Here is a 25,383-nt window from a genome sequence, read left to right as displayed (position 1 = left end):
GTCCCTTCCGTCGTCACTTCGAGACGTTGACGGCGGCAGGAGCGTCCTCGCCCAGCAGCTTGCCGTCAGAGGTCTCGAACTGCTTCTTGAACTCCGCGATGGCGTCGCCCACGGCCTGCAGGGTGTCGTCCGACATCTTGCCGCCCTCACGAATGGAGGTCATGAGGCCCGAGTGGCTCTGGCGGAGGTACGCCAGCATCTCGGCCTCGAAGCGACGGATGTCGACGACCGGGACGTCGTCCATCTTGCCGGTGGTACCGGCCCAGACGGAGACGACCTGGTTCTCGGTGGGCATCGGCTGGTACTGAGCCTGCTTGAGCAGCTCGACCATGCGCTGTCCACGCTCCAGCTGCGCCTTGGAGGCGGCGTCCAGGTCGGAACCGAAGGCGGCGAACGCCTCCAGCTCACGGAACTGGGCCAGGTCCACGCGAAGGCGGCCGGAGATCTGCTTCATCGCCTTGTGCTGGGCGGAGCCACCGACACGCGAGACCGAGATACCGACGTTCAGGGCCGGACGCTGGCCGGCGTTGAACAGGTCGGACTCCAGGAAGCACTGGCCGTCGGTGATGGAGATGACGTTGGTCGGGATGAACGCCGACACGTCGTTCGCCTTGGTCTCGACGATCGGGAGACCGGTCATCGAACCGGCACCCAGCTCGTCCGAGAGCTTCGCGCAGCGCTCGAGGAGACGCGAGTGCAGGTAGAAGACGTCACCCGGGTAGGCCTCACGGCCCGGCGGGCGGCGCAGCAGCAGCGACACGGCGCGGTAGGCGTCGGCCTGCTTCGACAGGTCGTCGAAGACGATCAGGACGTGCTTGCCCTGGTACATCCAGTGCTGACCGATGGCGGAACCGGTGTACGGCGCCAGGTACTTGAAGCCGGCCGGGTCGGACGCCGGGGCGGCGACGATCGTCGTGTACTCGAGCGCACCGGCCTCTTCCAGGGCGCCGCGAACGGACGCGATGGTCGAGCCCTTCTGGCCGACGGCGACGTAGATGCAGCGGACCTGCTTGTTCACGTCGCCCGAGCGCCAGTTGTCACGCTGGTTGATGATCGTGTCGACGCACAGCGCGGTCTTGCCGGTCTGACGGTCACCGATGATCAGCTGACGCTGACCACGGCCGACCGGCGTCATGGCGTCGACGGCCTTGTAGCCGGTCTCCATCGGCTCGTGCACCGACTTACGGGCCATAACGCCCGGGGCCTGCAGCTCGAGGGCGCGGCGGCCCTCGGTCGCGATCTCGCCGAGACCGTCGATCGGGTTGCCGAGCGGGTCGACGACGCGACCCAGGTAACCCTCACCGACGCCGACGGAGAGGACCTCGCCGGTGCGCTGCACCGACTGCCCCTCCTCGATGCCGTTGAACTCGCCGAGGACGATCGCGCCGATCTCGCGCTCTTCGAGGTTCAGCGCGAGACCCAGGGTCCCGTCCTCGAACTTCAGCAGCTCGTTCGCCATGGCCGAGGGAAGACCCTCGACCTTCGCGATACCGTCACCGGCCAGGCTGACCGTGCCGACCTCCTCGCGCGAGGCCGCGTCCGGCTGGTACGACTGGACGAAGTTCTCCAGTGCGTCCCGGATCTCCTCCGGCCGGATCGTGAGCTCCGCCATCTGGGTTCCCTGCTCTCCTTGTTGGGCCCGAAGTTTCTTAAGGGGTCTGGGGGCCGACCCCCAGGAATCTTCTGCAATCTCTGCACGGCCCAACCGGGCCGCTGGTGATGCTGTGATGCTGTGTTCTGTGGCTGCCGTCAGCCGGCCAGTCGACGGGTCGCCTCGTCGAGGCGCTCCGCGATGGAACCGTTGATGACCTCGTCGCCGACCTGCACGGTGATCCCGCCGAGGACCGTCGGGTCCACGTCCAGGTTCAGGTGCATCGCACGGCCGTACAGCTTGGCCAGGACGGCACCGAGGCGCTGCTTCTGCTGGTCGGACAGCGGCACCGCCGAGGTGACGACGGCGACCATCCGGTTCCGGCGCGCCGCGGCGAGCTTGGACAGGGACTCGAGTCCCGCTTCCAGGCTACGTCCACGGGGCTGGGTCACCAGACGGACGACCAGGCGCTCGGTGGTGGCGTGGGCCTTGCCGCCGAGCAGGCTGCGGAGCAGCTCGCCCTTGGCGGTGGCCTTGGCGGCCTTGTCCGTCAGCGCCGAGCGGAGCTCGGGGCTGGAGGACACGATCCGGCCGAACCGGAACAGCTCGTCCTCGACGTCGTCGAGCGCGCCCGCCTTCTGCGCCGCGGTGAGGTCGGCGATGTTCGCCAGTTCCTCGGCCGCGTCGACCAGGTCACGCGAGCGCGACCAGCGGGAACGCACCATGCCGGAGACCAGGTCGACGGTCTCGCCGCCCACCTGACCGCTCAGGAGTCGCTGCGCGAGCTCGGCCTTGGCCTCACCCGACTGAGCGGGGTCGGTCAGGACCCGGCGCAGCGACACCTCGCGGTCGAGCAGCGCGGTGACGGACGTCAGCTCGTCCGCGAGCTTCGTCGCGTCGACCGAGGTGTTGTCGGTCAGCGCGTCGAGGGACTCACGGGCGGCGGACAGTGCCTCGCGGCTCGCTCCGTTCATCGGACGGCCTCGGCCTTCTCCTCGAGCTCGTCGAGGAAGCGGTCGATCGTGCGGCTCTGGCGGGCGGTGTCCTCGAGGGACTCGCCGACCAGCTTGCCGGCCAGGTCGGTGGCGAGCTTGCCCACGTCCTGGCGCAGCGACGCGGAGGCGGCCTTGCGGTCGGCCTCGATCTGCGCGTGACCGGCCGCGATGATCTCCTCGCGCTGGCGCTGGCCCTCCGCCTTCATCTCCTGGATGATCGCGGTGCCCTGCTCCGTCGCCTCCTGGCGAAGACGCGCGGCCTCGTGGCGGGCCTCGGCGAGCTGGGCCTTGTACTGCTCCAGCACACTCTGAGCCTCGATCTGGGCCGACTCGGCCTTCTCGATGCCACCCTCGATGGCCTCGCGACGCTGCTCCAGAACCTTGTTGATGTTCGGGAGGAGCTTCTTGGCGAGGAAGCCGAAGACGATGACGAAGGCGATCAGGCCGATGACGAGCTCGTCGAGATGCGGGATCAGAGGAGGCTGGGGCTCCTCCGCTGCCGCAAGAAGCAGAGCGTTCACATCAGTGCCTTCCGTGAAAAAGTCGGGCTGTCAATTCCGTCTTAGGCAGACGGGTAGACGAAGCCCATGACGATGCCGATGAGGGCGAGCGCCTCACAGAAGGCGAAACCCATGATCTGGTTGGTGCGGATCAGGCCGGCCGCCTCGGGCTGACGGGCGAGGGCCTGGGTGCCGTTACCGAAGATGATGCCGACGCCGACGCCGGGGCCGATGGCCGCGAGGCCGTAGCCGATGGAGGCGACGTTGCCGGTCACAGCGGCGAGGGTCTGGGACATGCCGGTTCTTCCTTCTCTTTCAAGGACCCGGTGGGGGTTGGCCACCGGACGACTGTTGGTTCAGGGGGTGCTGCCGGTCAGGACCGGACTCAGTGGTGCTCGGAGAGAGCGCCCTGGATGTAGCTGCAGGCAAGGAGGACGAAGACGTACGCCTGGACAGCCTGGATGAAGAGCTCGAAGCCGGTCATCACCACGACCATCACGAACGACGTACCGGCGTAGACGATGCCGATGCCGTTCAGCAGGTACCAGGAGGCCAGCGAGAACATCACGATGAGCAGGTGACCGGCGAACATGTTCGCGAACAGTCGGACCGCGTGCGTGAAAGGCCGGATGATCAGGTTCGAGAAGAATTCGAGGACCACGATGAGCGGCAGGATCGGGCCGAGGGACTTGTCCCAGCCGACGATGTTCTTCCAGCCGCCGACGAACCCGTGCTTCTTGAAGGTCAGGGAGACCCAGAGCACGTAGACGATCAGTGCGAGCGCCGCCGGGAACGCGATCAGCGAGGTGACCGGGAACTGGGCGAGCGGAACGATCGACCAGAGGTTCATGATCCAGACGAAGAAGAACAGCGACACCATGAAGGGGACGTACTTCTCGCCGTCCTTCTTGCCGATGATCTCGTAGACGATGCCGCGGCGCACGAAGTCGTAGCCGGCCTCACCGACCATCTGCATCTTGCCGGGGATCAGCTTGGGCTTGTTGAAGGCGGCCCAGAAGAACCCGACGACCACGAGCGAACCCAGGATGGCGAGCAGCATCGGCTTGGAGAAGTCGAAGCCACCCACGGAGAACATGGGCTCGTACATGAACGTGTGCAGGCCCGGCGCCGGGAAGCCACATCCGGTGAAGATGTGGCAATCCGGGTCGAAGGCAAGCGTCTGGTCAGCACTCACCGCGGGCTCCTTCAGCGTGGCGCATAGGTACGGCAACCTCGTTGTGTCGGCGCGGCACGCAGCCGCGGGTCGGCACTGGACTGGTCTTACGGATAAGGGGGCGGCGGTTCGGCATCGAGCCTCGCGCTGGGACAGGCGTCTCGGATGCCCGCGCCCGCAGTGCCGCAGTTGGCACCGGACGATAGCAGGAAGCCGAACGCGGCTTTATCCCGGCCCTACCCTTCACGACTTGGACCCCGTGTTTCCGGGGTCGATGTACGCGATCTTGGCCTTCATGTAGGCCCGAGCCTGTGCGGCGACCCACACCACGGTCGTCGCGAGCAACGTGAGGGCGAAGGCCTTGAAGTCGAACAGCGTGGTCTTCTTGAGCAAGGCCAGGAAGATGAAGAGCACCAGCAGCTGGGCCGTGTAGAGCATCAGCCCCATGGCCTGGAAGAGGTGCGGGAGAGACTTCGCCGTCCGCTGGAGAACCACCTGCCCGATCCCCATGAAGAGAATCACCACCAGGGTGCCGACGACGGCGCCGATCGCGCCCTTCCCACCGGCGACCACCCCGCTGATGACTGCGGCGACGGCGCCGACAGCTGCGGTGGGTACGGCGATGTGCAGAAGAAGGCGTGCGTCGTTGGACGGCATGGCGGTGTCTCCGCTTGATGGAGGGGGCGATGGTGTCGTCATGGACGAGCGTAAGCCCGGTCCGAGGTGGGTCTCGGGGCCAACGGACCGTCGCACTACGGTCTTTCGGCTCTGTCGCCGGGTCTCGTGAACGGTATCACAAACTATTTGAGTAGTTCTTTACCCAGAAGGTGTGCCAACTGTCACACATGAGAGTTACTCCGCGCGTGTGTGCGCGACAGGAGGGCGTCTTGTCTGGTAGTGGCCGCAGATGCGGCATTCGTCAACTCGGCGTTCCGGCCTTCCGCCGGTCGGTGAAGCGCGCGCGGTTGCCGATGGCCGTGGAGCCGTGGAGACCCGCCGGCACCGGAATCCGCTCCTCCTCGTCCACGACGGGCTCCTGAACCGCCTCCGCGGCGACAACCCTCTTGCGGCGGCGGTAGCGGGGCGGTACGACCGACTCGGCCCAGCGGGGCGCGCGCGGGGTGAAGCGCGGCAGCAGGAGCAGCACCAGGCCGATCGCGCTCAGCGCGACGACGCAGAGGACGATCCACATCGAGGCCGAGTGGACCGAGTACGCCAGCGTCCCGAAGGCGATCAGCGCCGACCAGAAGTACATGATCAGCACCGCGCGGCTGTGCGAGTGGCCGATCTCCAGGAGACGGTGGTGCAGGTGCCCGCGGTCGGCCGCGAACGGCGACTGGCCCTTCCAGGTGCGGCGCACGATCGCCAGGACCAGGTCCGCCATCGGGATCGCGATGATCGTCAGTGGCAGCAGCAGCGGGATGAAGACCGGCAGGGCGGCGTGGGTGGCCTCGCGGGTCGAGCCCTCGAAGATCTTCAGCGCGTCCGGGTCGACCTGGCCGGTGATCGAGATGGCGGAGGCCGCCAGGATCAGGCCGATCAGCATCGAGCCGGAGTCGCCCATGAAGATCCGCGCCGGATGCATGTTGTGCGGCAGGAAGCCCAGGCACATGCCCATGAGGATGACCGTGAAGAGCGTCGCGGGGGCGGCGGCCTCGATCGTGTAGCCGTACCAGAGGCGGTACGCGTACAGGAAGAAGGCGGCGGCGGCGATGCAGACCATGCCGGCGGCGAGGCCGTCGAGTCCGTCCACGAAGTTGACGGCGTTGATGGTGAGGACGACCAGGGCGACGGTCAGGAGCGTGCCCTGCGCCGGGGTCAGGAGGACCACGCCGACGCCCGGGATCGGCAGCCACAGGATCGTCAGACCCTGGGCGACCATCACACCCGCCGAGATCATCTGCGCGCCCAGCTTGATCAGCGCGTCCAGCTCGAACTTGTCGTCGAGGACGCCGATCAGCCAGATCAGGGCCGCGCCGGAGAGCAGCGCGCGCGGCTCGTTGGACAGCTCGAAGACGCTGTTCAGGTTCTGCAGGTGGTCGGCGACGAGGAGTCCCGCGCACAGCCCGAAGAACATGGCGATGCCACCGAGCCTCGGTGTCGGTTCTCGGTGTACGTCGCGGGCACGGATCTCCGGCATCGCCCCGGTCGCGATGGCGAACTTCCGCACCGGACCGGTGAGCAGATAGGTCACCGCGGCCGTGACACAGAGCGTCAGCAGGTAATCACGCACGGGCTGCCCCACAGGAATCGCTGGCCATCTCAGCCCCACACCCTAGCCGTGCCGTCCATGTGCTTTGAGACACCGGGGGCACCCGAACGGTTGCGCTCGGTCTTTCCCCGGTCTTTCCTCAGCGTCCATACGGGGGAAAACGCCCCGTCAGTGCCCGTACCTCCGCCCGGACCCGCGCGGTCTCGCCGGCGTCGTCGCGCAGCGCCGCGGTGAACAGGGTGGCGATCCGGGCCATCTCCACCGCGCCCATCCCCTGGGTGGTGACGGCCGCGGTGCCGAGCCGGATGCCGCGCGCCTCCCCGTGGGGCAGGGCGCAGGTGTCGAGCACCAGGCCGGCGGCGGCCAGCCTGGCCCGGGCCGTGCGGCCGTCGACGCCGAGGGGCGCCGGGTCGGCGGTGATGAGGTGGGTGTCGGTGCCGCCGGTGGTCAGGGCGAAGCCCTCGTCGGCGAGCGCGGCGGCCAGCACCCGTGCGTTCTCGACCACCTGATGGGCGTACCCGGTGAACGCCGGGGTGGACGCCTCCCCGAAGGCCACCGCCTTGGCCGCGATGGTGTGCATCTGGGCGCCGCCCTGCGTGAACGGGAAAACCGCCCGGTCGATCCGCCCCGCGAGGTCGTCACCGCAGAGGATCATTCCGCCCCGCGGGCCCCGCAGCACCTTGTGGGTGGTCGCGCAGACCACGTCGGCGTACGGCACCGGGTTGGGGGCCGCTCCCCCGGCGACCAGGCCGATGGGGTGGGCCGCGTCGGCGATGAGGTAGGCGCCGACCTCGTCGGCGATCTCACGGAAGATCGCGTGGTCGAGGTGGCGGGGGTAGGAGATGGAGCCGCACACGATCGCCTTGGGGCGGTGGTGGCGGGCGAGCGCGGCGACCTGTTCGTAGTCGACGAGCCCGGTCTCGGCGTCCACGCCGTAGGGGACGAAGTCGAACCAGCGCCCGGAGAAGTTGGCGGGTGAACCGTGGGTGAGGTGCCCGCCGTGGTTCAGTCCCATGGCCAGGACCGTGTCACCGGGCCTCAGAAGGGCCGCGTACGCCGCCAGGACGGCCGAGGAGCCCGAGTGCGCCTGGACGTTCGCGTGGTCGGCTCCGAAGAGCGCGGTGGCCCGTTCCACGGCGATCCGCTCGGCGGCGTCGGCGTACTCGCAGCCGCCGTGGTGACGGGCGCCGGGGTAGCCCTCGGCGTACTTGTTGGCGAGCGGGGAGCCGAGGGCCGCGAGGACGGCGGCCGAGGTGAAGTTCTCGGCCGCGATCAGCTGCAGGCTGTCGGTCTGCCGGCGCACCTCGCCGAGCAGCACGTCGGCGATCTCGGGGTCCTGGCGGCGCAGGACGTCGAGGTCCTCATGGAGGGGCACGGTGACCGACATGTCACCAATGTAGGCACCGGCCCCCCGGCCCGCCCGTCGACTCCTCCAGACGCGCCCCTCGCACCACTCGGCCCGAGGGGCCTCCTGGGCGTCGGACCGCTGCGGCGGCCTCCGACCGCCCGACGTGGCCACGCAGTCAATCCCGCGCCGACACACCCGTCAGCGCCGTCACCACGGGTTCCAGCGCCTGGTTGATCTCGTCGCCGATCGAGCGGAAGAACGTGATGGGTGCCCCGTACGGGTCGTTGACCTCGTCCGCGTCGACCGACGGGGCCAGGAGCCACCCGCGTAGAGCCGCTGCCGCGCGGACCAGGGCACGCGCGCGTTCCACCATGCCCTCGTCGTGGGCGTCCGGGAGCGTGGCGGGGTCGATCGCGCGGACCAGGCGGGTGAACTCCTTCAGGGTGAAGGTGCGCAGGCCCGCCGAATGGCCCATCGAGATGACCTGGGCCCGGTGGTCGCGGGTCGCGGTCAGGACCAGGTCTGCGCGGATGACGTGCTCGTCGAGGAGCTCTCGCCCCACGAAGCCGCTGTAGTCCGCGCCGAAGTCCGCGAGGACCAGTTCGGCGTTGGCTTCCATCGGGGCGCCCTCGTGGCCCCAGGTGCCCGCGCTCTCCACGATCAGGCCGCCCCCGAGGGGGTCGCCGAGGCGGTCGCACAGGGCATGGCGGGTCAGCCGCTCGGTGATGGGCGAGCGGCAGACGTTGCCGGTGCTGACGTGGAGGATGCGGAAGGTGTTGCTGTCGTCGAACCCCGCTATGCCACGCCCCTCAGGGGCGGTCAATTCGCCACCTCGAGGTCGGGTACGACCTTCCGGAGCTCCTCCGGGGACAGCGCGCCCTGGCGCAGCAGCACCGGGACCTTGCCCGTGACGTCGACGATGGACGAGGGGACGATGCCGGGCGTGGGCCCGCCGTCGAGGTAGACGGAGACGGAGTCCCCCAGCATCTGCTGGGCCGCGTCGCAGTCCTCGGGGGACGGGTGGCCCGTCAGGTTGGCCGAGGACACGGCCATCGGGCCGACCTCGGTGAGCAGCTCGATGGCGACCGGGTGCAGGGGCATGCGGATGGCGACCGTGCCGCGGGTGTCGCCGAGGTCCCACTGGAGGGACGGCTGGTGCCGGGCGACGAGGGTGAGGGCGCCGGGCCAGAAGGCGTCGACGAGCTCCCAGGCCTGCTCGGAGAAGTCCGTGACCAGGCCGTGGAGGGTGTTCGGGGAGCCGATGAGCACGGGCGTGGGCATGTTGCGGCCACGGCCCTTGGCGGCCAGCAGGTCCGCCACGGCCTCGCTGCTGAAGGCGTCCGCCCCGATCCCGTACACGGTGTCGGTGGGCAGCACGACCAGCTCGCCCCGGCGGACGGCGGACGCGGCCTCGCGCAGACCGGTCACACGGTCGGTCGCCTCGTTGCAGTCGTATCGCCGTGCCATCAGTTCCCGGCCTCCTCGTACGCGTGGTTCGTCATCGCAGTCATGCCAGTGGTGCCAGTCATGCCAGTCGTCGCCGTCATGCCGGTCATGGCATGGCCTTGCGGGCGGTCGCGAAGCGCGGCCGGTTGTTCAGGTCCGGGTGGTCGGCGGCGTCGGCCCAGCCGGCCTCTTCGTTGAAGATCCACGGCACCTGCCCGCCCTGGGTGTCCGCGTGCTCGATGACGACGAGGCCGCCGGGGCGCAGGAGCCGGTGGGCGGTGCGCTCGATGCCGCGGATGGTGTCGAGGCCGTCCTCGCCGGAGAAGAGGGCCATCTCCGGGTCGTGGTCGCGGGCCTCGGGCGCCACGTACTCCCACTCGGTGAGGGGGATGTACGGCGGGTTGGAGATGACCAGGTCGACCTGGCCGTCCAGCTCCGGGAGGGCGCTGAGCGCGTCGCCCTGGTGGACGCTGACGCGGGAGCCCTCGGCGTTCTTGCGGGTCCAGACGAGGGCGTCGTCGGAGAGTTCGACGGCGTGCACGCGCGAGCGCGGCACCTCCTGGGCCATGGCGAGGGCGATGGCCCCTGAGCCGGTGCAGAGGTCGACGATGAGGGGTTCGACGACGTCCATGGCGCGTACGGCGTCTATGGCCCAGCCGACGACCGACTCGGTCTCCGGGCGGGGCACGAAGACGCCGGGTCCCACCTGGAGCTCCAGGTAGCGGAAGAACGCCCGCCCTGTGATGTGCTGGAGCGGCTCGCGGGCCTCGCGGCGGGCGACGGTCTCCCAGTAGCGGGCGTCGAAGTCGACGTCCTTGACGTTGTGCAGCTCCCCCCGCTTGACGCCGTGGACGAACGCGGCGAGCTCCTCCGCGTCGAAACGCGGAGAGGGGACGCCGGCGTCGGCCAGCCGCTGGGTGGCCTGGGCCACCTCGGCGAGCAGCAGACTTCGGGGGCCTGGGGGTCGCCCCCCAGAAAGTGACTGCACGCTGGTCCTCCGTGGTGCGGGGTGGGACTTGGGGAACTTACGCCGCCGCTTACGCCGCTGCGAGCTTGGCGGCCGAGTCGGCGTCGACGCATGCCTGGATCATCGGGTCGAGCTCGCCGTCGAGCACCTGGTCCAGGTTGTACGCCTTGAAGCCGACGCGGTGGTCCGAGATCCGGTTCTCCGGGAAGTTGTACGTACGGATCTTCTCGGACCGGTCGACGGTGCGGACCTGGCTGCGGCGGGCGTCGGCGGCCTTGGACTCGGCCTCCTCCTGCGCGGCGGCGAGCAGCCGGGAGCGCAGGATGCGCATGGCCTGCTCCTTGTTCTGGAGCTGGCTCTTCTCGTTCTGGCAGGAGGCGACGATCCCGGTCGGCAGGTGCGTGATGCGGACGGCGGAGTCGGTGGTGTTGACCGACTGGCCGCCGGGGCCCGACGAGCGGTAGACGTCGATGCGCAGGTCGTTGGCGTGGACCTCGACCTCGACCTCCTCGGCCTCGGGCGTGACGAGCACGCCGGCGGCGGAGGTGTGGATGCGGCCGGCCGACTCGGTCGCGGGGACGCGCTGGACGCGGTGCACCCCGCCCTCGTACTTGAGGCGGGCCCAGACGCCCTGGCCGGGCTCGGTGGCGCCGTTGCCGCCCTTGGTCTTCACGGCGACCTGGACGTCCTTGTAGCCGCCCAGCTCGGACTCGGTGGCGTCGATGATCTCGGTCTTCCAGCCGACGCGCTCGGCGTACCGGAGGTACATGCGGAGCAGGTCGCCGGCGAAGAGCGCGGACTCGTCGCCGCCCGCGCCCGCCTTGATCTCCAGGATGACGTCCTTGTCGTCGCTCGGGTCGCGCGGGACGAGGAGCAGGCGGAGCTTCTCGGTGAGCTCCTCCCGGTCCTTCTCCAGCTGCTTGACCTCGGCGGCGAAGTCGGGGTCGTCGTGCGCGAACTCGCGGGCGGTCTCGATGTCGTCACCGGTCCGCTTCCAGGCCCGGTAGGTGGCGACGATCGGGGTCAGCTCGGCGTAGCGCTTGTTGAGCTTGCGCGCGTTCGCCTGGTCGGCGTGGACCGAGGGGTCCGCGAGCTTCGTCTCCAGGCCGGCGTGCTCGCCGACCAGTTCCTCGACCGCCTCGAACATCGGGGGGCTCCTGGTCTTTTCGTCAGTTGCTACGGGGACGGCAAAGCGCCGGTCCCGGCCACCCGCGCGGGGCGACCGTGGACCGGCGCAGGGGCTCGCTACTTCGCGGCGGAGCCGGCCTTGCCGAAGCGGGCCTCGAAGCGGGCCACGCGGCCGCCGGTGTCGAGGATCTTCTGCTTGCCCGTGTAGAACGGGTGGCACTCGGAGCAGACCTCGGCACGGATGGTGCCTTCGGTGAGGGTGCTACGGGTGGTGAACGACGCGCCACAGGTGCAGCTGACCTGGGTCTCGACGTACTCGGGGTGAATCTCGCGCTTCAAGGTGTCTCCTAGTTTCGGGAGGGCTCCGGGTCGCTTCCGCGGGTTGCGACGAGCGTGAACCGGGGCCGACGTACCAGTCTGCCAGGACTGGCCGCATCTGCCCAAACCGGGGTCCGGGCGGAAGTATTCCCCGGCTACCTCACGACGCCGTCGGCCTTGCCGGTGGCCGCGTCGCGCGTCGCCGACGCGGGGATCGGCCGGTCGTTCTTCAGGGCCGTCCAGACCTGCCGCGACTGGGCTTCGAGGGGGATGACCCGGTTGAGGTCCCGCGGGTCGTACTCGACGGGCAGGGTGACCATGTGGACGTTCTGGGCGCCTATGCCGGAGAGGCCCTTCGCGAAGCCCATGAGTTCCTTGACCGAGTCGAGTTCGGAGTCGGGGGTGATGGCCTTGGTGGCGGCGTCGGCGAGGCCGAGGAGCTTGGTCGGGTTGCTGAGGACGCCGATGTCCTTGACCTGGTCGATGAAGGCCTTCACGAAGGCCTGCTGGAGCTGGATGCGGCCGAGGTCGCTGCCGTCGCCGACGCTCTTGCGGGTACGGACGAGGCCGAGGGACTGCTCGCCGTCGAGGGTGTGGGTGCCCGGCGGGAGGTCGAGGTGGCTCTTGTCGTCCTTGATGGCCGTGGTGGTGGTGATCTCCACCCCGCCGAGTTCGTCTATGAGCTTCTTGAAGCCGGTGAAGTCGACCTCGATGTAGTGGTCCATGCGGATGCCGGACATCGACTCGACCGTCTTGACGGCGCAGGCGGGGCCGCCGGCCTCGTACGCGGTGTTGAACATGGCCCGCTGCTCGCCGGCGACGGTGCCGCCGCGGCCGTCGGTGCAGGAGGGCCGGTCGACGAGGGTGTCGCGGGGTATCGAGACGACGCTCGCCTTCTTGTGGCCCTCGTAGACGTGGACGACCATCGCGGTGTCGGAGCGGGCGCCGCCCTCGTCCTCGCCGTAGGCGCCGTTGTCGCCGGCGCGCGAGTCGGAGCCGAGGACGAGGATGTCCATGGAGCCGTCGTCGACGTCGTCGGGGCGGTCGCTGCCCAGCTGGGCGTTGATGTCGACGCCCTGGAGGTTGCCGTCGAGCTTGACGTACACGTATCCGAGTCCGGCGCCGCCGAGGGCGAGGATCGCGACGGCACCCGAGACGAGGACCGCCGTTCTTCGGCTGCGCGGGGCGGGCGGCTTGCGGCGGCGGCCGCTTCCCGCGCCGCCTGTTCGGGCGCTCTTGCTCTGCTCGGTCATCGTCATCCCTCGGGCCCTCGGTTCACCGTATGTGACGGCGAAGCACCCGAAAGGGTTGCATACGGACCTGTGAGGTTTCGGTGAGCGCCGACGGGAACAGCACTGCGCCCACCGTGCGGGGCACGGTGGGCGCAGTGGTTCACGCAGGTCACGGCGGGGTTACGGGCACGGGGCCCGGTACTCGTCGTGTGACGCGGGTCTCGCGTCAGTCGTCGTTCTTGCCGCCAGGCGTCGTCTTCTGGATCTGCAGCAGGAACTCGCCGTTCGACTTCGTCTGCTTCATCTTGTCGAGGAGCAGCTCGATCGCCTGCTGCTGGTCGAGCGCGTGCAGCACGCGACGCAGCTTCCAGGTGACGGCGAGCTCGTCGGCGCCGAGCAGGATCTCTTCCTTACGGGTACCGGACGCGTCGACGTCCACCGCCGGGAAGATGCGCTTGTCGGCGAGCTTCCGGTCGAGCTTGAGCTCCATGTTGCCGGTGCCCTTGAACTCCTCGAAGATCACCTCGTCCATGCGCGAACCGGTGTCGACCAGCGCGGTCGCGAGGATGGTCAGCGAGCCGCCGTCCTCGATGTTGCGCGCGGCACCGAAGAAGCGCTTCGGCGGGTAGAGGGCGGTCGAGTCGACACCACCGGACAGGATGCGGCCGGAGGCCGGCGCCGCGAGGTTGTACGCGCGGCCCAGGCGGGTGATCGAGTCGAGCAGGACGACCACGTCGTGGCCCAGCTCCACGAGACGCTTGGCGCGCTCGATGGCCAGCTCGGCGACGGTGGTGTGGTCCTCGGCCGGACGGTCGAAGGTCGAGGAGATGACCTCGCCCTTGACCGACCGCTGCATGTCGGTGACCTCTTCCGGACGCTCGTCGACCAGGACGACCATCAGGTGGCACTCGGGGTTGTTCGTGGTGATCGCGTTGGCGATCGCCTGCATGATCATGGTCTTGCCGGTCTTCGGCGGGGCCACGATCAGACCGCGCTGGCCCTTGCCGATCGGCGACACGAGGTCGATGATCCGGGTGGTCAGCACGCCCGGGTCGGTCTCCAGACGGAGCCGGTCCTGCGGGTACAGCGGGGTCAGCTTGTTGAACTCGGGGCGGCCACGGCCGGAGTCGGCGGCCATGCCGTTGGCCGAGTCCAGGCGGACCAGCGCGTTGAACTTCTCGCGGCGCTCGCCGTCCTTCGGCTGCCGGACGGCGCCGGTGACGTGGTCACCCTTGCGCAGACCGTTCTTGCGGACCTGGGCGAGGGAGACGTACACGTCGTTCGGACCGGGCAGGTAGCCGGAGGTCCGGATGAACGCGTAGTTGTCGAGGATGTCGAGGATGCCCGCGACGGGGATCAGGACGTCGTCGTCCGCGACCTGCGGCTCGCCGGCCTGGAAGTCGTCACGCCCACGGCGCCCACGACGGTCGCGGTAACGACCGCGGCGTCCGCGGCGGCCGCCGGCCTCGTCGTCGTAGTCGTCCTGCGGACCGGCCTGCGGGCCACCCTGCTGGCTCTGGCTCTGGCTCTGGACCTGCTGGCCCTGGCCCTGGCCGCCCTGGCGCTGACGCTGGCCGCCCTGGCCACCGCCCTGCTGCTCGTCACCCTTGCCGCGGTCGCGCTGACGGTCACGGCGGTCACGGCGCTCGCCGCGCTCCCCGCGCTCGCCCCGCTCGCCGCGGTCACGGCGGCCACGGCCCTCGGCGCCGTCGACGGCGGCGTCGGCCTTGGTGTCGGTCTGCGTGTCGGCCTTGACCTCGGTACGGGTCTCGGCGCGGGCCTCGGTCTTGACGGCCTGCGGGGCCTCGGCCTTGGCCTCGCCCTCCGGCGAACCGGCGGGGGCGGTGGCCCGACGACGACGGCGCTCACCGGCCGGCTGGTCGTCCGACGCCGGCTGGCCCGGGATGTCGATCTGCTGCTGGGCGACGGCCTTCTCGGCCTTCTCCGCCTTGGGCGCGGGGGCCTCGGTGGCGGTCTCGCCCGTCCGGGCCTTGGTGGTGGCGCGGCGCTTCGGCTTGGTCTCGGTGGCGTCGGCGGCCTTGGCGGGGGCGGCGGAGCCTCCACCGGCCTGGGCCTCCTTGATGACCTCGATCAGCTGGCTCTTGCGCATCCGCGCGGTGCCCCTGATACCGAGGCCGGACGCGACCTGCTGCAGCTCGGCCAGGACCATGCCGTCGAGGCCGGTGCCGGAGCGGCGGCGCCGGGCGGTGCCGCCGGTGGCAGCACCTGCGGCGGGCGCGGCGTCGACACTGCTGTCGGCAGTCACGCCCATCAGATCGGTGGTGTCGCTCACGAAGGGTCCTTCCCTGGAGCGGACGTCGGCCATCTGGCTCGGCGACCGGTTGTGCTGTCCGGCAGCGGTCCCGTGTGGGTGGACCGTGTCCGGGGCGGTGGTCCCGCCGGGTACGGCGGAGAGAGAACGTGCTGTGGGTCCGGCCCGAGCGCCCCCTGCTCGGCCCTCACTGCAGAAGAGCGAGGGGTGTCGTGCCGGTTCCGGAGCGTGCTCGAAACTGCTCAGGCAGGCTGCTCAGGCAGTTGGGGAGGCTCCCGGAAGAATCGGTGGTCCCTGATGGGGACACTCAGCACCGCGCCACAAAGGCGCCGGGTGCTGACTTGAGGTTAACACTACCGGCTCCAACAAACATTCCCCCTCTCCCTCACCGGCAATCTCCTGGCACGGACGCTGCCCGGCGTCCGTACCGCCGCGCCCTAGGGCGCCAGCGGCAGGACGCACGCTCCGTGCGCGTCGAGGTCGAGCCGGTTGGCGGCCCAGCCCTCGCCCGCCAGTCGGGCGACCTTGTCGGCCGTACCGTGTTCGGCCAGCGCGAGCACCGTGGGGCCCGCGCCGGAGATGACCGCGGGGACGCCGTCCGCCCGCAGCCGGTTCACCAGGGCGATGCTCTCCGGCATCGCGGGAGCCCGGTACTCCTGGTGCAGCCTGTCCTCGGTGGCCGCGAGCAGCAGCTCGGGGCGGCGGGTCAGGGCCTCGACGAGGAGGGCGGCGCGTCCGGCGTTGGCGGCGGCGTCCACGTGCGGGACGGTGCGCGGGAGGAGGCCGCGGGCGGTCTCCGTCAGCACCGGCTTCCCGGGGACGAAAACCACCGGAACGATGGAATCCGAGGGATCCATCCTGATCGCCCGCGCGGCACCGGACTCGGTCCAGGCGAGCGTGAATCCGCCGAGCAGACAGGCGGCGACGTTGTCGGGGTGACCCTCGATCTCGGTGGCCAGCTCCAGGAGGGCGGCCTCGTCGAGCCGGGCGTCCCCGCCTATGGTCACGGCGCGGGCGGCGACGATGCCGGCACAGATGGCGGCGGAGGAGGAGCCGAGGCCGCGGCCGTGCGGGATGCGGTTGGCGCAGACGACCTCGAGGCCGCGCGGCTGCCCGCCGAGCAGGTCGAAGGCCGTGCGCAGGGAGCGTACGAGCAGGTGGCTCTCGTCGCGCGGGAGCGTCTCGGCACCCTCACCGGCGATGTCGACGTGCAGCCCGGAGTCGGCGACACGGACGACGACGTCGTCGTAGAGGCCCAGCGACAGGCCGAAGGCGTCGAAGCCCGGACCGAGATTGGCGCTGGTGGCGGGGACGCGCACCCGTACGGCGGCGGCGCGGAACGCTGGACCGGCCATCGCTCGATGACTCTCCTTGATTGCGACAACGGTGTTTCAGAACAGCGGGTACTCAGAACAGCGGGTGTTTCAGGGGAAGTACACGAGAACCCGGGGGCCGTTTCGGCCACGAAGGCGACAACGGCAACGACACCGCGCATATGCGTCGGGGCGGGTTCGGTACAGCCTATCGAAGGAAGGTTCTGCCGCGACATAGGGCGCACAGGAGGCGCACGATGCGTGTCGCGAGCCAACCTGTGCGCCTATGTACGTTCCTGATCGGGTTTCGATCAGTACTGCTGCCCCACTCAGGGGATCGGGATCAGGCCAGACCGAGGCGCTCGGCGGCGGCGGCCGCGTCGACCGGGACGGTGACCGGCTGCGGCGCGCCGGCGACGGCCCAGTCGGGGTCCTTGAGGCCGTTGCCGGTGACCGTGCAGACGATCCGCTGGCCGGGGTCGACCTTGCCCTGCTCCGCGGCCTTCAGCAGACCGGCGACGGACGCGGCCGACGCGGGCTCGACGAAGACGCCCTCCTGAGCGGCCAACAGGCGGTAGGCGCGCAGGATCTCACGGTCCGTCACCTCGTCGATGAAGCCGCCCGACTCGTCGCGCGCGGCGATCGCGTAGTCCCACGAGGCCGGGTTGCCGATACGGATCGCGGTGGCGATCGTCGACGGGTCCTTGACGACCTCGCCGCGCACCAGAGGGGCGGAACCGGAGGCCTGGAAGCCCCACATGCGCGGCCGGTGCGTCGCGAGACCGTCGGCGGCGTACTCGCGGTACCCCTTCCAGTACGCCGTGATGTTGCCGGCGTTGCCGACGGGCAGCACGTGGATGTCGGGAGCGTCGCCCAGCATGTCCACGATCTCGAACGCGGCGGTCTTCTGGCCCTCGATGCGGACCGGGTTGACCGAATTGACCAGCGCCACCGGGTAGTTCTCGGAGAGCGCGCGGGCCAGCGTCAGGCAGTCGTCGAAGTTGCCGTCGACCTGGAGGATCTTCGCGCCGTGCACGAGGGCCTGGCCCATCTTGCCGAGCGCGATCTTGCCCTGCGGCACGAGGACGGCCGACACCATGCCGGCGCGCACCGCGTAGGCGGCGGCGGAGGCGGAGGTGTTGCCGGTGGAGGCGCAGATGACGGCCTGCGCGCCCTCCTCCTTGGCCTTCGAGATGGCCATGGTCATGCCCCGGTCCTTGAAGGAGCCGGTGGGGTTGGCGCCCTCGACCTTGAGGTGCACCTCGCAGCCCGTGCGCTCGGAGAGGACCTGAGCGGGAACGAGCGGCGTACCGCCCTCACGGAGCGTGACGACCGGCGTCGTGTCCGTGACCGGAAGGCGGTCCCGGTACTCCTCGATGATGCCGCGCCACTGGTGGGTGCCCTTGCTGGTCATGGGTCCTTACTCCCCTTCAACACGCATGATGCTGGCGACACCGCGCACGGTGTCGAGCTTGCGCAGTGCCTCGACGGTCCCGGAGAGGGCGGCGTCGGGCGCGCGGTGGGTGACGACGACGAGGGAGGCCTCGCCGTCTCCGTCCTGTCGGCCGTGCTGGCGGACGGTGTCGATGGATACACCGTGCTCGGCGAAGACCGTCGCGACCTGGGCGAGGACGCCCGGCTTGTCGGCCACGTCGAGGCTGATGTGGTAGCGCGTGACGACCTCGCCCATGGAGCTGACGGGCAGCTGGGTGTACGCGGACTCGCCGGGGCCGTTGGCCTCGTTGAGCTTGTTGCGGCACACGGCGACGAGGTCGCCGAGGACGGCGGAGGCGGTCGGAGAGCCGCCGGCGCCGGGGCCGTAGAACATGAGCTGCCCGGCCGCGTCCGCCTCGACGAACACCGCGTTGTACGCCTCACGGACGGAGGCCAGCGGGTGGCTGAGCGGGATCATCGCGGGGTGCACGCGCGCGGTGACGGAGCCGCCGTCGGCGGCCCGCTCGCAGATGGCGAGCAGCTTGATGGTGCAGCCCATCTGCCGGGCGGAGGCGAAGTCGGCGGCGGTGACCTCGGTCATGCCCTCCCGGTACACGTCGTCGAGGCGCACGCGCGTGTGGAAGGCGATCCCGGCGAGGATGGCGGCCTTGGCGGCGGCGTCGAAGCCCTCGACGTCGGCGGTCGGGTCGGCCTCGGCGTACCCGAGGGCGGTGGCCTCGTCGAGCGCCTCGGAGTAGCCGGCGCCGGACGTGTCCATCTTGTCGAGGATGAAGTTCGTGGTGCCGTTGACGATGCCCATGACCCGGTTGATCTTGTCGCCGGCGAGGGACTCGCGCAGCGGCCGGACCAGCGGGATGGCGCCGGCGACGGCGGCCTCGTAGTAGAGGTCCTGGCCGTGCTTCTCGGCGGCGGCGTAGAGGCTCGCGCCGTCCTGGGCGAGCAGGGCCTTGTTCGCCGAGACGACGGAGGCGCCGTGCTCGAAGGCGGTGGTGATGAGGGTGCGGGCCGGCTCGACCCCGCCGATGACCTCGACGACGACGTCGATGTCGTCCCGTTCGACCAGGGCCGTGGCGTCGGTGGTGATCAGCTCCGCGGGGATGCCCTCGCGGACCTTGTCCGGGCGGCGGACGGCCACGCCGGCGAGCTCGACCGGGGCGCCGATGCGCGCGGCGAGGTCGTCGGCGTGCGTCGTCATGATGCGCGCCACCTCTGAGCCGACCACTCCACAGCCCAGCAGCGCCACCTTCAGCGGACGCGTACGCATCATCCGACCTCTTTCCCGTCCTGCTTCGTATCTCTACGTTTCGTGTCTCTGCGGTTCGTGTCTCCGCGGTTCCGCGGTGGAACCAGTCTCACTCACCGGACGGGGGTTTCCGCCCCCTGTCCGGATCCTGAGACATCTATTTCATCACTCGGCCATCACTCGACTATTTCATCATCCGACGTCGAGACGCAGGAGATCTTCCTCCGTCTCGCGCCGGACGATCACCCGCGCCTCGCCCTCCCGGACGGCGACGACGGGCGGCCGGAGCGCGTGGTTGTAGTTGCTGGCCATGGACCGGCAGTACGCGCCGGTGGCCGGCACGGCGATGAGGTCGCCGGGCGCCACGTCGGCGGGGAGGAAGGCGTCCCGTACGACGATGTCACCGCTCTCGCAGTGCTTGCCGACGACCCGGGAGAGCATCGGCGCGGCGTCGCTGGTCCGCGAGACCAGGCTCACGCTGTACTCGGCGTCGTACAGGGCCGTACGGATGTTGTCCGACATGCCGCCGTCGACGCTCACGTACGTGCGCAGCCCTTCGAGCGGCTTGACCGTGCCGACCCGGTAGAGCGTGAAGGCCGTCGGGCCGACGATCGCGCGGCCGGGCTCGACGGAGATGCGCGGGGTGGTGAGCCCGGCGGCCTCGCACTCGCGCGTCACGATCTCGCCGAGCGCCTTGGCGATCTCGTGGGGCTCGCGCGGGTCGTCCTCGGAGGTGTACGCGATGCCGAGGCCGCCGCCGAGGTCGATCTCGGGCAGTTCGACGCCGTGCTCGTCGCGGACCTCGGCGAGCAGCTGCACGACGCGGCGGGCGGAGACCTCGAAGCCGGCCATGTCGAAGATCTGGGACCCGATGTGCGAGTGGATGCCGATGAGCTCCAGGCCGTCGAGCTTCAGCGCACGCCGTACGGCCTCCGCGGCCTGCCCGCCGGCGAGCGCGATGCCGAACTTCTGGTCCTCGTGCGCGGTGGCGATGAACTCGTGGGTGTGGGCCTCGACGCCGACCGTCACCCGGATCTGCACGCGCTGCCGCTTGCCGAGGGACTGTGCGATGTGGGCGACGCGCACGATCTCCTGGAAGGAGTCGAGGACGATCCGGCCGACGCCGGCCTCGACGGCGGTACGGATCTCCTCCTCGCTCTTGTTGTTGCCGTGGAAGGCGATCCGCTCGGCGGGCATCCCTGCGGAGAGGGCGGTGGCGAGTTCGCCGCCGGAGCACACGTCGAGGTTCAGCCCCTCCTCCTTGAGCCACCGCACGATGGCACGCGAGAGGAACGCCTTTCCGGCGTAGAAGACGTCCGCGTCCTTGCCGAAGGCGTCGGCCCAGGCGCGGCAGCGGGCGCGGAAGTCGGTCTCGTCGAGGAAGTAGGCGGGCGTGCCGAACTCCTCGGCGAGCGCGTCGACGCCGATGCCGCCGACGGTGAGGACCCCCCGCTCGTCCCTGTCGACGGTCCGGGACCAGACCTTCGGGTCGAGGACGTTGAGGTCGGCCGCGGGTGCGGTGTAGTGCCCCTCGGGGAGGACGTCGGCGTGGCGGGGCCCTGCGGGGTGGGCGGAACGGCTCATGTCTGTTCTTCTGCTCTCTCAGATCCGGTCGGGTGCGCTGATGCCGAGCACGGAGAGGCCACCGGCGAGCACCGTCCCGGCGGCTTCGGCGAGCGCGAGCCGGGAGCGGTGGGCGGCCGAGGGTTTCTCGTCGCCGAGCGGCAGAACGGTGTGCTGGAACGCGAGCAGCGCGTCGGCGGTCGCTTCCACGTGCCGTGCGACCCGGTCGGGGGCGCGGTGGCGGGCGGCGGCGAGGAGGACGGCGGGGTGGTCGCCGAGGAGACCGAGGAGTTCGGGCGCGTCGACGGGCGCCTCCTCCTCGTACAAGGGGGTGACGCCGAGCTGCGCGCCGTTGACGAGCAGCCGGCGCACCCGGGAGTGCGCGTACCGGACGCGGAAGAGGGAGTTGCGCTCGTGCTGGACGAGGAGGGGCGGCCCGTCGAGCGGCCGGTCCTGCGGCGCGGGCCGCAGCAGGGCCCAGCGGGCGGCGTCGACGCCGAGGACGTCGGGCTCGTAGGTCCCGGGCCGTACGTGGATCCGCTCGGCACCGCCGAACGCGGCGTCGGCCCCGTGCGCCCGCAGGAGCAGGACGACGGTCTCGGTGACGAGGACGGCCCGCGGTTCGGCGGGGCGGGCGAAGCGGACGGTCGTCCCTGCGAGGGCGCTGCCGCTCCCGTACGAGGAACCCTGCCCGGTCCCGGCGGCGAGGATCTCGCGCACCAGCGTGCCACCGGCGTCCCGCCTGAGGGTGAAGTTCAGGAACCCGGGCCCGGTGATCTCGACGCCCCGCAGCCCGGGCGCGTCACGGAGCCGCTCCTCCAGGATCCCGGCGACGACGAGGGCGCTGCGCCCGGCGGGCCGGGCGAGAGTGAGCGCGATGTTGCTGGCGTACTCCCCTGTACCACCGGGCCGGGCCCGCTCGACCTTCACCCGCGGGGGCACGTCGACCCGCAGCGCACCGTCGTCGACCGCACGGCGCACGGCGTGCAGCACGGTGAGGGAGAGGTCCGCGGGGGTCACGGGTCAAGCCTAGGGGAGGAGGGGGGTCGAAACGCGAACGGGTTTCGCCATGCGGGCACCTGGGGGGCGGAAGGGGACGCGGGGACGCCGGGAACGTGATTCCGGACCCGTGATTCCGGAATCGTGAATCCGGACCCGTGATGGCGGAACCGTGCTCAGTGCATCCCGGGGGTGCTGCCGGCACGTCGGGTCCCCGGCTCCTGCCGCCCCTCCACTGCGGCAGGCTCTTCTCCCCCGTCGGACCCGCCCGACTCCGGCCGCTCGCGCCGCTCACGGGGCTCCCGCTGCATCAGCTGATGCACGACGCGGACGAGCTCGGCAGGCTCGAAGGGCTTGGCGAGGAAGGCGTCGGCACCGGAACCGGCCACGCCGGCGACCTCGTGCTCACCGCAGGCACTGATGATCGCGACCGGCAGATGACTGGTGCGGGGATCGGCCCGCAGCCGCTCGGCCGTCTTGATCCCGTCGAGTCGGGGCATGACGACGTCCAGGGTGACGACATCAGGACGAACCTGATGTACGACATCCAGACACTCGGCACCATCGGCCGCGGTCACGACCTCGAACCCCTCGAGTTCGAGATTGACCCTGATCAACTGCCGGATCACCTTGTTGTCATCGACAACGAGCACCCGACCGGACACGCCTGACACACGAACGAGAGTAGGGCGCCCCCAACGGCCGCGTCCGGGTTTTACCCACTTCTGACCCGCGCGGGGGACCCACCCCCTGGTGACGCCCCGGAAATACCTGTTCACAGCCACTCCCGGAGAGCTGGTAGGGTTCTACCCGTCGCCGCTGAACGCGGCAGCGCCCCCGTAGCTCAGGGGATAGAGCAACGGCCTCCGGAGCCGTGTGCGCAGGTTCGAATCCTGCCGGGGGCACTTCGCAGGAAGTGCCACACAGACCCCGTGATCAGTGGAAACGCTGAGTGCGGGGTCTTGTTGTGTGTGCGGGCGGGTGTGCTGGGCCGAACGGCTGTCACGCGAACGGGCCGCGCGCGGGGGTCGGCGGTGAGGCGGGGCGTTCAGGTGGGCGGGGATGTCGGACGCTCGTCCGGTGCCCGACACCCTGTGCCTGTGGATGCGACACGAGACCCGGCGGAACGAGCAGCGTGCGGCGCTCGCCCCGGCGGATGCCCGCAGATTGGTCGAGCACGGGGTTCGGCTGACCGTCGAGGAGTCCACGCAGCGCGTCTTCCAGGTCGACGAGTACGCCGCCGCCGGCTGCGAGATCGCGCCGCAGGACAGCTGGACGAGCCTCTGCCCCGCGGGGAGTTACGTCCTCGGACTCAAAGAACTGCCCGACCGGCCCGGCCCGTTGCGGCACCGGCACATCTACTTCGGGCACGCCTACAAGGGACAGGCGGGGGCGCGGGCCCTGCTCCGGCGGTTCGAGGCCGGCGGGGGTCTGCTGCTCGACCTGGAGTACCTGGTGGACGCCGGCGGCCATCGTCTCGCCGCGTTCGGCCATTGGGCCGGATACGCGGGCGCGGCCCTCGCCGTTCTGCACCGGAGGGGCCTCCTGACCGCGCCCCTCGCCTCGCTGCCCCAGCGCGAGCTGGACGAGAGGCTGCGTCCGCCCTCCGGCGGCGAACCGCTCACCGCCGTGGTGATCGGCGCCCACGGACGCAGCGGCCGCGGGGCCTGTGACGCGCTCACGACCGCGGGTGTCGCGCCGAGCCGCTGGAACAGTGCCGAGACCCGGGCGCTGGACCGCGACGCGCTGCTCGCGCACGACATCCTCGTGAACACCATCGCCACCGACCACCCGGTGGCCCCGTTCCTGACGAAGGACGATCTGGACGGCCCCCGGCGGCGGTTGTCGGTGATCGGTGACGTCACCTGCGACGTCGGCTCACCCCTCCACGCGCTCCCGGTCTACGACAGGGCCACGGACTGGGACCGACCGGTGGAGCGGCTGCGCGCCCGCCCCCGGCCGCTCGACGTCATCGCCATCGACAACCTGCCCTCCCTGCTTCCCGCCGAGTCCAGCAGGGCCTTCTCCGCGGACCTGTGGCCCCTCCTCCTCGCGCTGCGGGAGGGCTCACCGGAGTGGGGGCGCTGCCTGCGGGCCTTCCGGCGAGCCGTCGGCACGCCGGACGGCGGGTGACCGGCCCAGGGTGCGTTCCGGGTGGATGCCGGGGAACGCGGCCCGCCACAGGGCGTAGAACGCAGCCTCCTCCTGGGCGTCCGAAGGCGAGGAGACAGAGACGGAGGTCGACAACGCGGCGGTCAAGGCGTTCTTGGAACCGGAACCGTGGCCGAACTGGAGCTTGCCGCGGCGCAGGATCTCCTCCGGAAGCCAGCCGGCGAAGGCGTCCCTCAGCAGCTTCTTCTCCTCGACGCCCGGACCGGTCATCTTGTGCTCCGGCGGGATCGAGAGCGCCAGCTCGATGACGTCCCGGTCGAGGAACGGCACCCGTGCCTCCATCCCGTACGCCATCGTGGTCCGGTCACAGCGCTGCAGGTTCTCCCTGTGCAGTCCCTCCACCGTCTCCACCAGCCGGGCCTGGAGGGCGTCCGGGTGCAGGTACGGCTCGCGATGGCAGTCCGGGTACCCGGCGAACAGCTCGTCCGCGCCCTCGCCGGTGAGCACGGCGCGCACGTGCCGGGAGGCGTATTCGGCGAGGAGCAGGTTCGGTACGGCGCTGCGCACCAGGTGCACGTCGAAGTGCTCGATCGCCCGGACCGCCCTCGGCAGCGCGGCCACGGCGTCCTCGGGCGTCATCACCACCTCGTGGTGATCGGTGCCGAGATGCTCCGCGACCACCCGCGCGGCCAGCAGGTCGGGGCTGCCGGGGGCGCCGACCGCGAACGTGGGGAGCGGGCGGCGGTCTCCGTGCCGTCGCGCGTACTCCGCGGCCACGGCGGTGACGATCGCCGAGTCGAGGCCACCGGAGAGGAACACGCCGATGCCGACGTCGCTCATCATCCGGGCTTCGACGGCGCCGGTGATCGTCTCCCGCACCGACTTGAGCAGCGTCTCGGCCGGTTCCCCCGCCTGGGCGCGCCTGGCCGGGCGGACGTGAGGCGGGACTGCGTCGGCGAAGCGGACGAGGCCGCCCCGCGGGCTCCAGGAGCATCCCGGCGGGAAGCTCTCCACCATCGGCCGGTCGGCGGGGTCGAAGGCCCGGAGTTCGCTGGCGAAGAGCACGCAGCCGTCCTTGCGGGCCCAGTAGAGAGGCTTCACGCCCAGGGCGTCGCGGGCCACGAGGAGGGAGCCCGCCTCGTCGGCGTACGCCAGGGCGAACATGCCTCGCAGCCGGGTGAGTCCGGCCGGGCCGTCCGCGAGCAGTGCGTGCAGTGCCGCCTCGCTGTCGGAGCCGGTGGTGAACCGCTCGACGCCGAGTTCCTCCCTGAGCCGAAGGTGGTTGTAGATCTCGCCGTTGGCGACGAGGAGGGAACGGCCGTCCGGACCCACGAGCGGCTGATGCCCGCCGGCGGGGTCCATGATGGACAGGCGCCGGTGGCCGAGCCAGACGTCACCGCGGTGGATCTCTCCCGTGCCGTCGGGACCGCGGTGCGCGATCCGGGCGAGCATCTCGCGGCAGAGCGGCACATCGACCCGGCCGGTCGCGGCGACGATTCCGCACATGTGCGTACT

Annotated in this window: 23 protein-coding genes and 1 tRNA gene; 2 read left to right on the top strand and 22 right to left on the bottom strand. The window is 70.5% G+C overall.

The annotated features are described in order from the left end of the window. Window positions 1-13: 13 nt before the first annotated feature. The 21 genes from atpA to ACIA8N_RS08670 all read right to left on the bottom strand — a co-directional run bounded on the left by atpA (window position 14) and on the right by ACIA8N_RS08670 (window position 22,430). Window positions 14-1,612, bottom strand: coding sequence for a F0F1 ATP synthase subunit alpha (atpA, locus tag ACIA8N_RS08770; protein WP_359214655.1), 1,599 nt, complete (start codon window positions 1,610-1,612; stop codon window positions 14-16). A gap of 137 nt (window positions 1,613-1,749) precedes the next feature. Continuing rightward, the gene (locus ACIA8N_RS08765; RefSeq protein WP_030210626.1) at window positions 1,750-2,565 is read right to left on the bottom strand and encodes a F0F1 ATP synthase subunit delta; all 816 of its coding nucleotides are present in this window, start codon (window positions 2,563-2,565) and stop codon (window positions 1,750-1,752) included. Next, window positions 2,562-3,107 carry a F0F1 ATP synthase subunit B gene (locus tag ACIA8N_RS08760; protein ID WP_030553533.1) on the bottom strand — a complete coding sequence of 182 codons (546 nt, stop codon included), beginning with the start codon at window positions 3,105-3,107 and terminating at the stop codon, window positions 2,562-2,564. The genes ACIA8N_RS08765 and ACIA8N_RS08760 overlap by 4 nt, the downstream gene beginning before the upstream one ends. Window positions 3,108-3,148: 41 nt before the next feature. After that, on the bottom strand, window positions 3,149-3,382 hold the full coding sequence (gene atpE, locus ACIA8N_RS08755; RefSeq protein ID WP_030553531.1) for an ATP synthase F0 subunit C: 234 nt from the start codon (window positions 3,380-3,382) through the stop codon (window positions 3,149-3,151). Window positions 3,383-3,471: 89 nt separating this feature from the next. Next, on the bottom strand, window positions 3,472-4,281 hold the full coding sequence (gene atpB / locus ACIA8N_RS08750; RefSeq protein WP_030553529.1) for a F0F1 ATP synthase subunit A: 810 nt from the start codon (window positions 4,279-4,281) through the stop codon (window positions 3,472-3,474). Between the two features lie 222 nt (window positions 4,282-4,503). Next, window positions 4,504-4,917 (bottom strand): hypothetical protein, encoded by a 414-nt coding sequence (locus ACIA8N_RS08745; protein WP_365782056.1) that lies wholly within the window; start codon window positions 4,915-4,917, stop codon window positions 4,504-4,506. A 262-nt stretch (window positions 4,918-5,179) separates the two neighbouring features. After that, window positions 5,180-6,493: an MraY family glycosyltransferase gene (locus ACIA8N_RS08740; protein ID WP_365782058.1), complete on the bottom strand. Its 1,314-nt coding sequence runs from the start codon at window positions 6,491-6,493 to the stop codon at window positions 5,180-5,182. Between the two features lie 118 nt (window positions 6,494-6,611). Beyond that, a complete protein-coding gene (glyA, locus tag ACIA8N_RS08735) occupies window positions 6,612-7,859 on the bottom strand; it encodes a serine hydroxymethyltransferase (protein ID WP_365782060.1) in 1,248 nt (415 codons plus the stop codon). A 136-nt stretch (window positions 7,860-7,995) separates the two neighbouring features. Further along, window positions 7,996-8,643 carry a low molecular weight phosphatase family protein gene (locus ACIA8N_RS08730; protein ID WP_030553522.1) on the bottom strand — a complete coding sequence of 216 codons (648 nt, stop codon included), beginning with the start codon at window positions 8,641-8,643 and terminating at the stop codon, window positions 7,996-7,998. Further along, window positions 8,640-9,287 carry an L-threonylcarbamoyladenylate synthase gene (locus ACIA8N_RS08725; RefSeq protein WP_030553520.1) on the bottom strand — a complete coding sequence of 216 codons (648 nt, stop codon included), beginning with the start codon at window positions 9,285-9,287 and terminating at the stop codon, window positions 8,640-8,642. Before ACIA8N_RS08725 ends, ACIA8N_RS08730 begins: the two co-directional genes overlap by 4 nt. Window positions 9,288-9,372: 85 nt before the next feature. After that, complete coding sequence (gene prmC, locus ACIA8N_RS08720) at window positions 9,373-10,254, bottom strand: peptide chain release factor N(5)-glutamine methyltransferase (RefSeq protein ID WP_211270406.1); 882 nt, start codon at window positions 10,252-10,254, stop codon at window positions 9,373-9,375. Window positions 10,255-10,303: 49 nt separating this feature from the next. Beyond that, entirely contained in the window at window positions 10,304-11,380 is a 1,077-nt protein-coding gene (gene prfA / locus ACIA8N_RS08715; RefSeq protein WP_359214636.1) for a peptide chain release factor 1, read from the bottom strand. Window positions 11,381-11,478: 98 nt separating this feature from the next. Continuing rightward, window positions 11,479-11,700 carry a 50S ribosomal protein L31 gene (gene rpmE / locus ACIA8N_RS08710; protein ID WP_030210647.1) on the bottom strand — a complete coding sequence of 74 codons (222 nt, stop codon included), beginning with the start codon at window positions 11,698-11,700 and terminating at the stop codon, window positions 11,479-11,481. Between the two features lie 134 nt (window positions 11,701-11,834). Beyond that, the gene (locus ACIA8N_RS08705) at window positions 11,835-12,932 is read right to left on the bottom strand and encodes an LCP family protein (RefSeq protein WP_365782063.1); all 1,098 of its coding nucleotides are present in this window, start codon (window positions 12,930-12,932) and stop codon (window positions 11,835-11,837) included. Window positions 12,933-13,137: 205 nt separating this feature from the next. Continuing rightward, window positions 13,138-15,204 carry a transcription termination factor Rho gene (gene rho / locus ACIA8N_RS08700; protein WP_365782065.1) on the bottom strand — a complete coding sequence of 689 codons (2,067 nt, stop codon included), beginning with the start codon at window positions 15,202-15,204 and terminating at the stop codon, window positions 13,138-13,140. A gap of 416 nt (window positions 15,205-15,620) precedes the next feature. Next, window positions 15,621-16,538 carry a homoserine kinase gene (gene thrB, locus ACIA8N_RS08695; protein ID WP_365782067.1) on the bottom strand — a complete coding sequence of 306 codons (918 nt, stop codon included), beginning with the start codon at window positions 16,536-16,538 and terminating at the stop codon, window positions 15,621-15,623. Window positions 16,539-16,839: 301 nt separating this feature from the next. After that, on the bottom strand, window positions 16,840-17,910 hold the full coding sequence (thrC, locus tag ACIA8N_RS08690; protein ID WP_365782069.1) for a threonine synthase: 1,071 nt from the start codon (window positions 17,908-17,910) through the stop codon (window positions 16,840-16,842). 6 nt (window positions 17,911-17,916) lie between these two features. Then, complete coding sequence (locus ACIA8N_RS08685) at window positions 17,917-19,215, bottom strand: homoserine dehydrogenase (protein ID WP_365782229.1); 1,299 nt, start codon at window positions 19,213-19,215, stop codon at window positions 17,917-17,919. A gap of 171 nt (window positions 19,216-19,386) precedes the next feature. Next, a complete protein-coding gene (gene lysA, locus ACIA8N_RS08680) occupies window positions 19,387-20,778 on the bottom strand; it encodes a diaminopimelate decarboxylase (protein WP_365782072.1) in 1,392 nt (463 codons plus the stop codon). Window positions 20,779-20,796: 18 nt separating this feature from the next. After that, window positions 20,797-21,777, bottom strand: coding sequence for an ArgS-related anticodon-binding protein NrtL (nrtL, locus tag ACIA8N_RS08675; protein ID WP_365782074.1), 981 nt, complete (start codon window positions 21,775-21,777; stop codon window positions 20,797-20,799). A 155-nt stretch (window positions 21,778-21,932) separates the two neighbouring features. Next, window positions 21,933-22,430: a response regulator gene (locus ACIA8N_RS08670; RefSeq protein WP_365782076.1), complete on the bottom strand. Its 498-nt coding sequence runs from the start codon at window positions 22,428-22,430 to the stop codon at window positions 21,933-21,935. A gap of 159 nt (window positions 22,431-22,589) precedes the next feature. Here ACIA8N_RS08670 and ACIA8N_RS08665 point away from each other — a divergent pair. Continuing rightward, window positions 22,590-22,661: transfer RNA gene (locus ACIA8N_RS08665), tRNA-Arg, on the top strand. 175 nt (window positions 22,662-22,836) lie between these two features. Further along, on the top strand, window positions 22,837-23,889 hold the full coding sequence (locus ACIA8N_RS08660) for a saccharopine dehydrogenase (protein WP_399415968.1): 1,053 nt from the start codon (window positions 22,837-22,839) through the stop codon (window positions 23,887-23,889). On the opposite strand, the gene asnB is transcribed toward ACIA8N_RS08660, so the two are convergent. Further along, window positions 23,824-25,374 (bottom strand): asparagine synthase (glutamine-hydrolyzing), encoded by a 1,551-nt coding sequence (asnB, locus tag ACIA8N_RS08655; RefSeq protein ID WP_365782078.1) that lies wholly within the window; start codon window positions 25,372-25,374, stop codon window positions 23,824-23,826. The genes ACIA8N_RS08660 and asnB overlap by 66 nt on opposite strands. Window positions 25,375-25,383 lie beyond the last annotated feature (9 nt).

Source organism: Streptomyces sp. NPDC051822, assembly GCF_044452745.1.
GTDB lineage: Bacteria > Actinomycetota > Actinomycetes > Streptomycetales > Streptomycetaceae > Streptomyces.
Note: the sequence above shows the minus strand (reverse complement) of the source record. Positions and strands in the feature narration are given on the sequence as shown.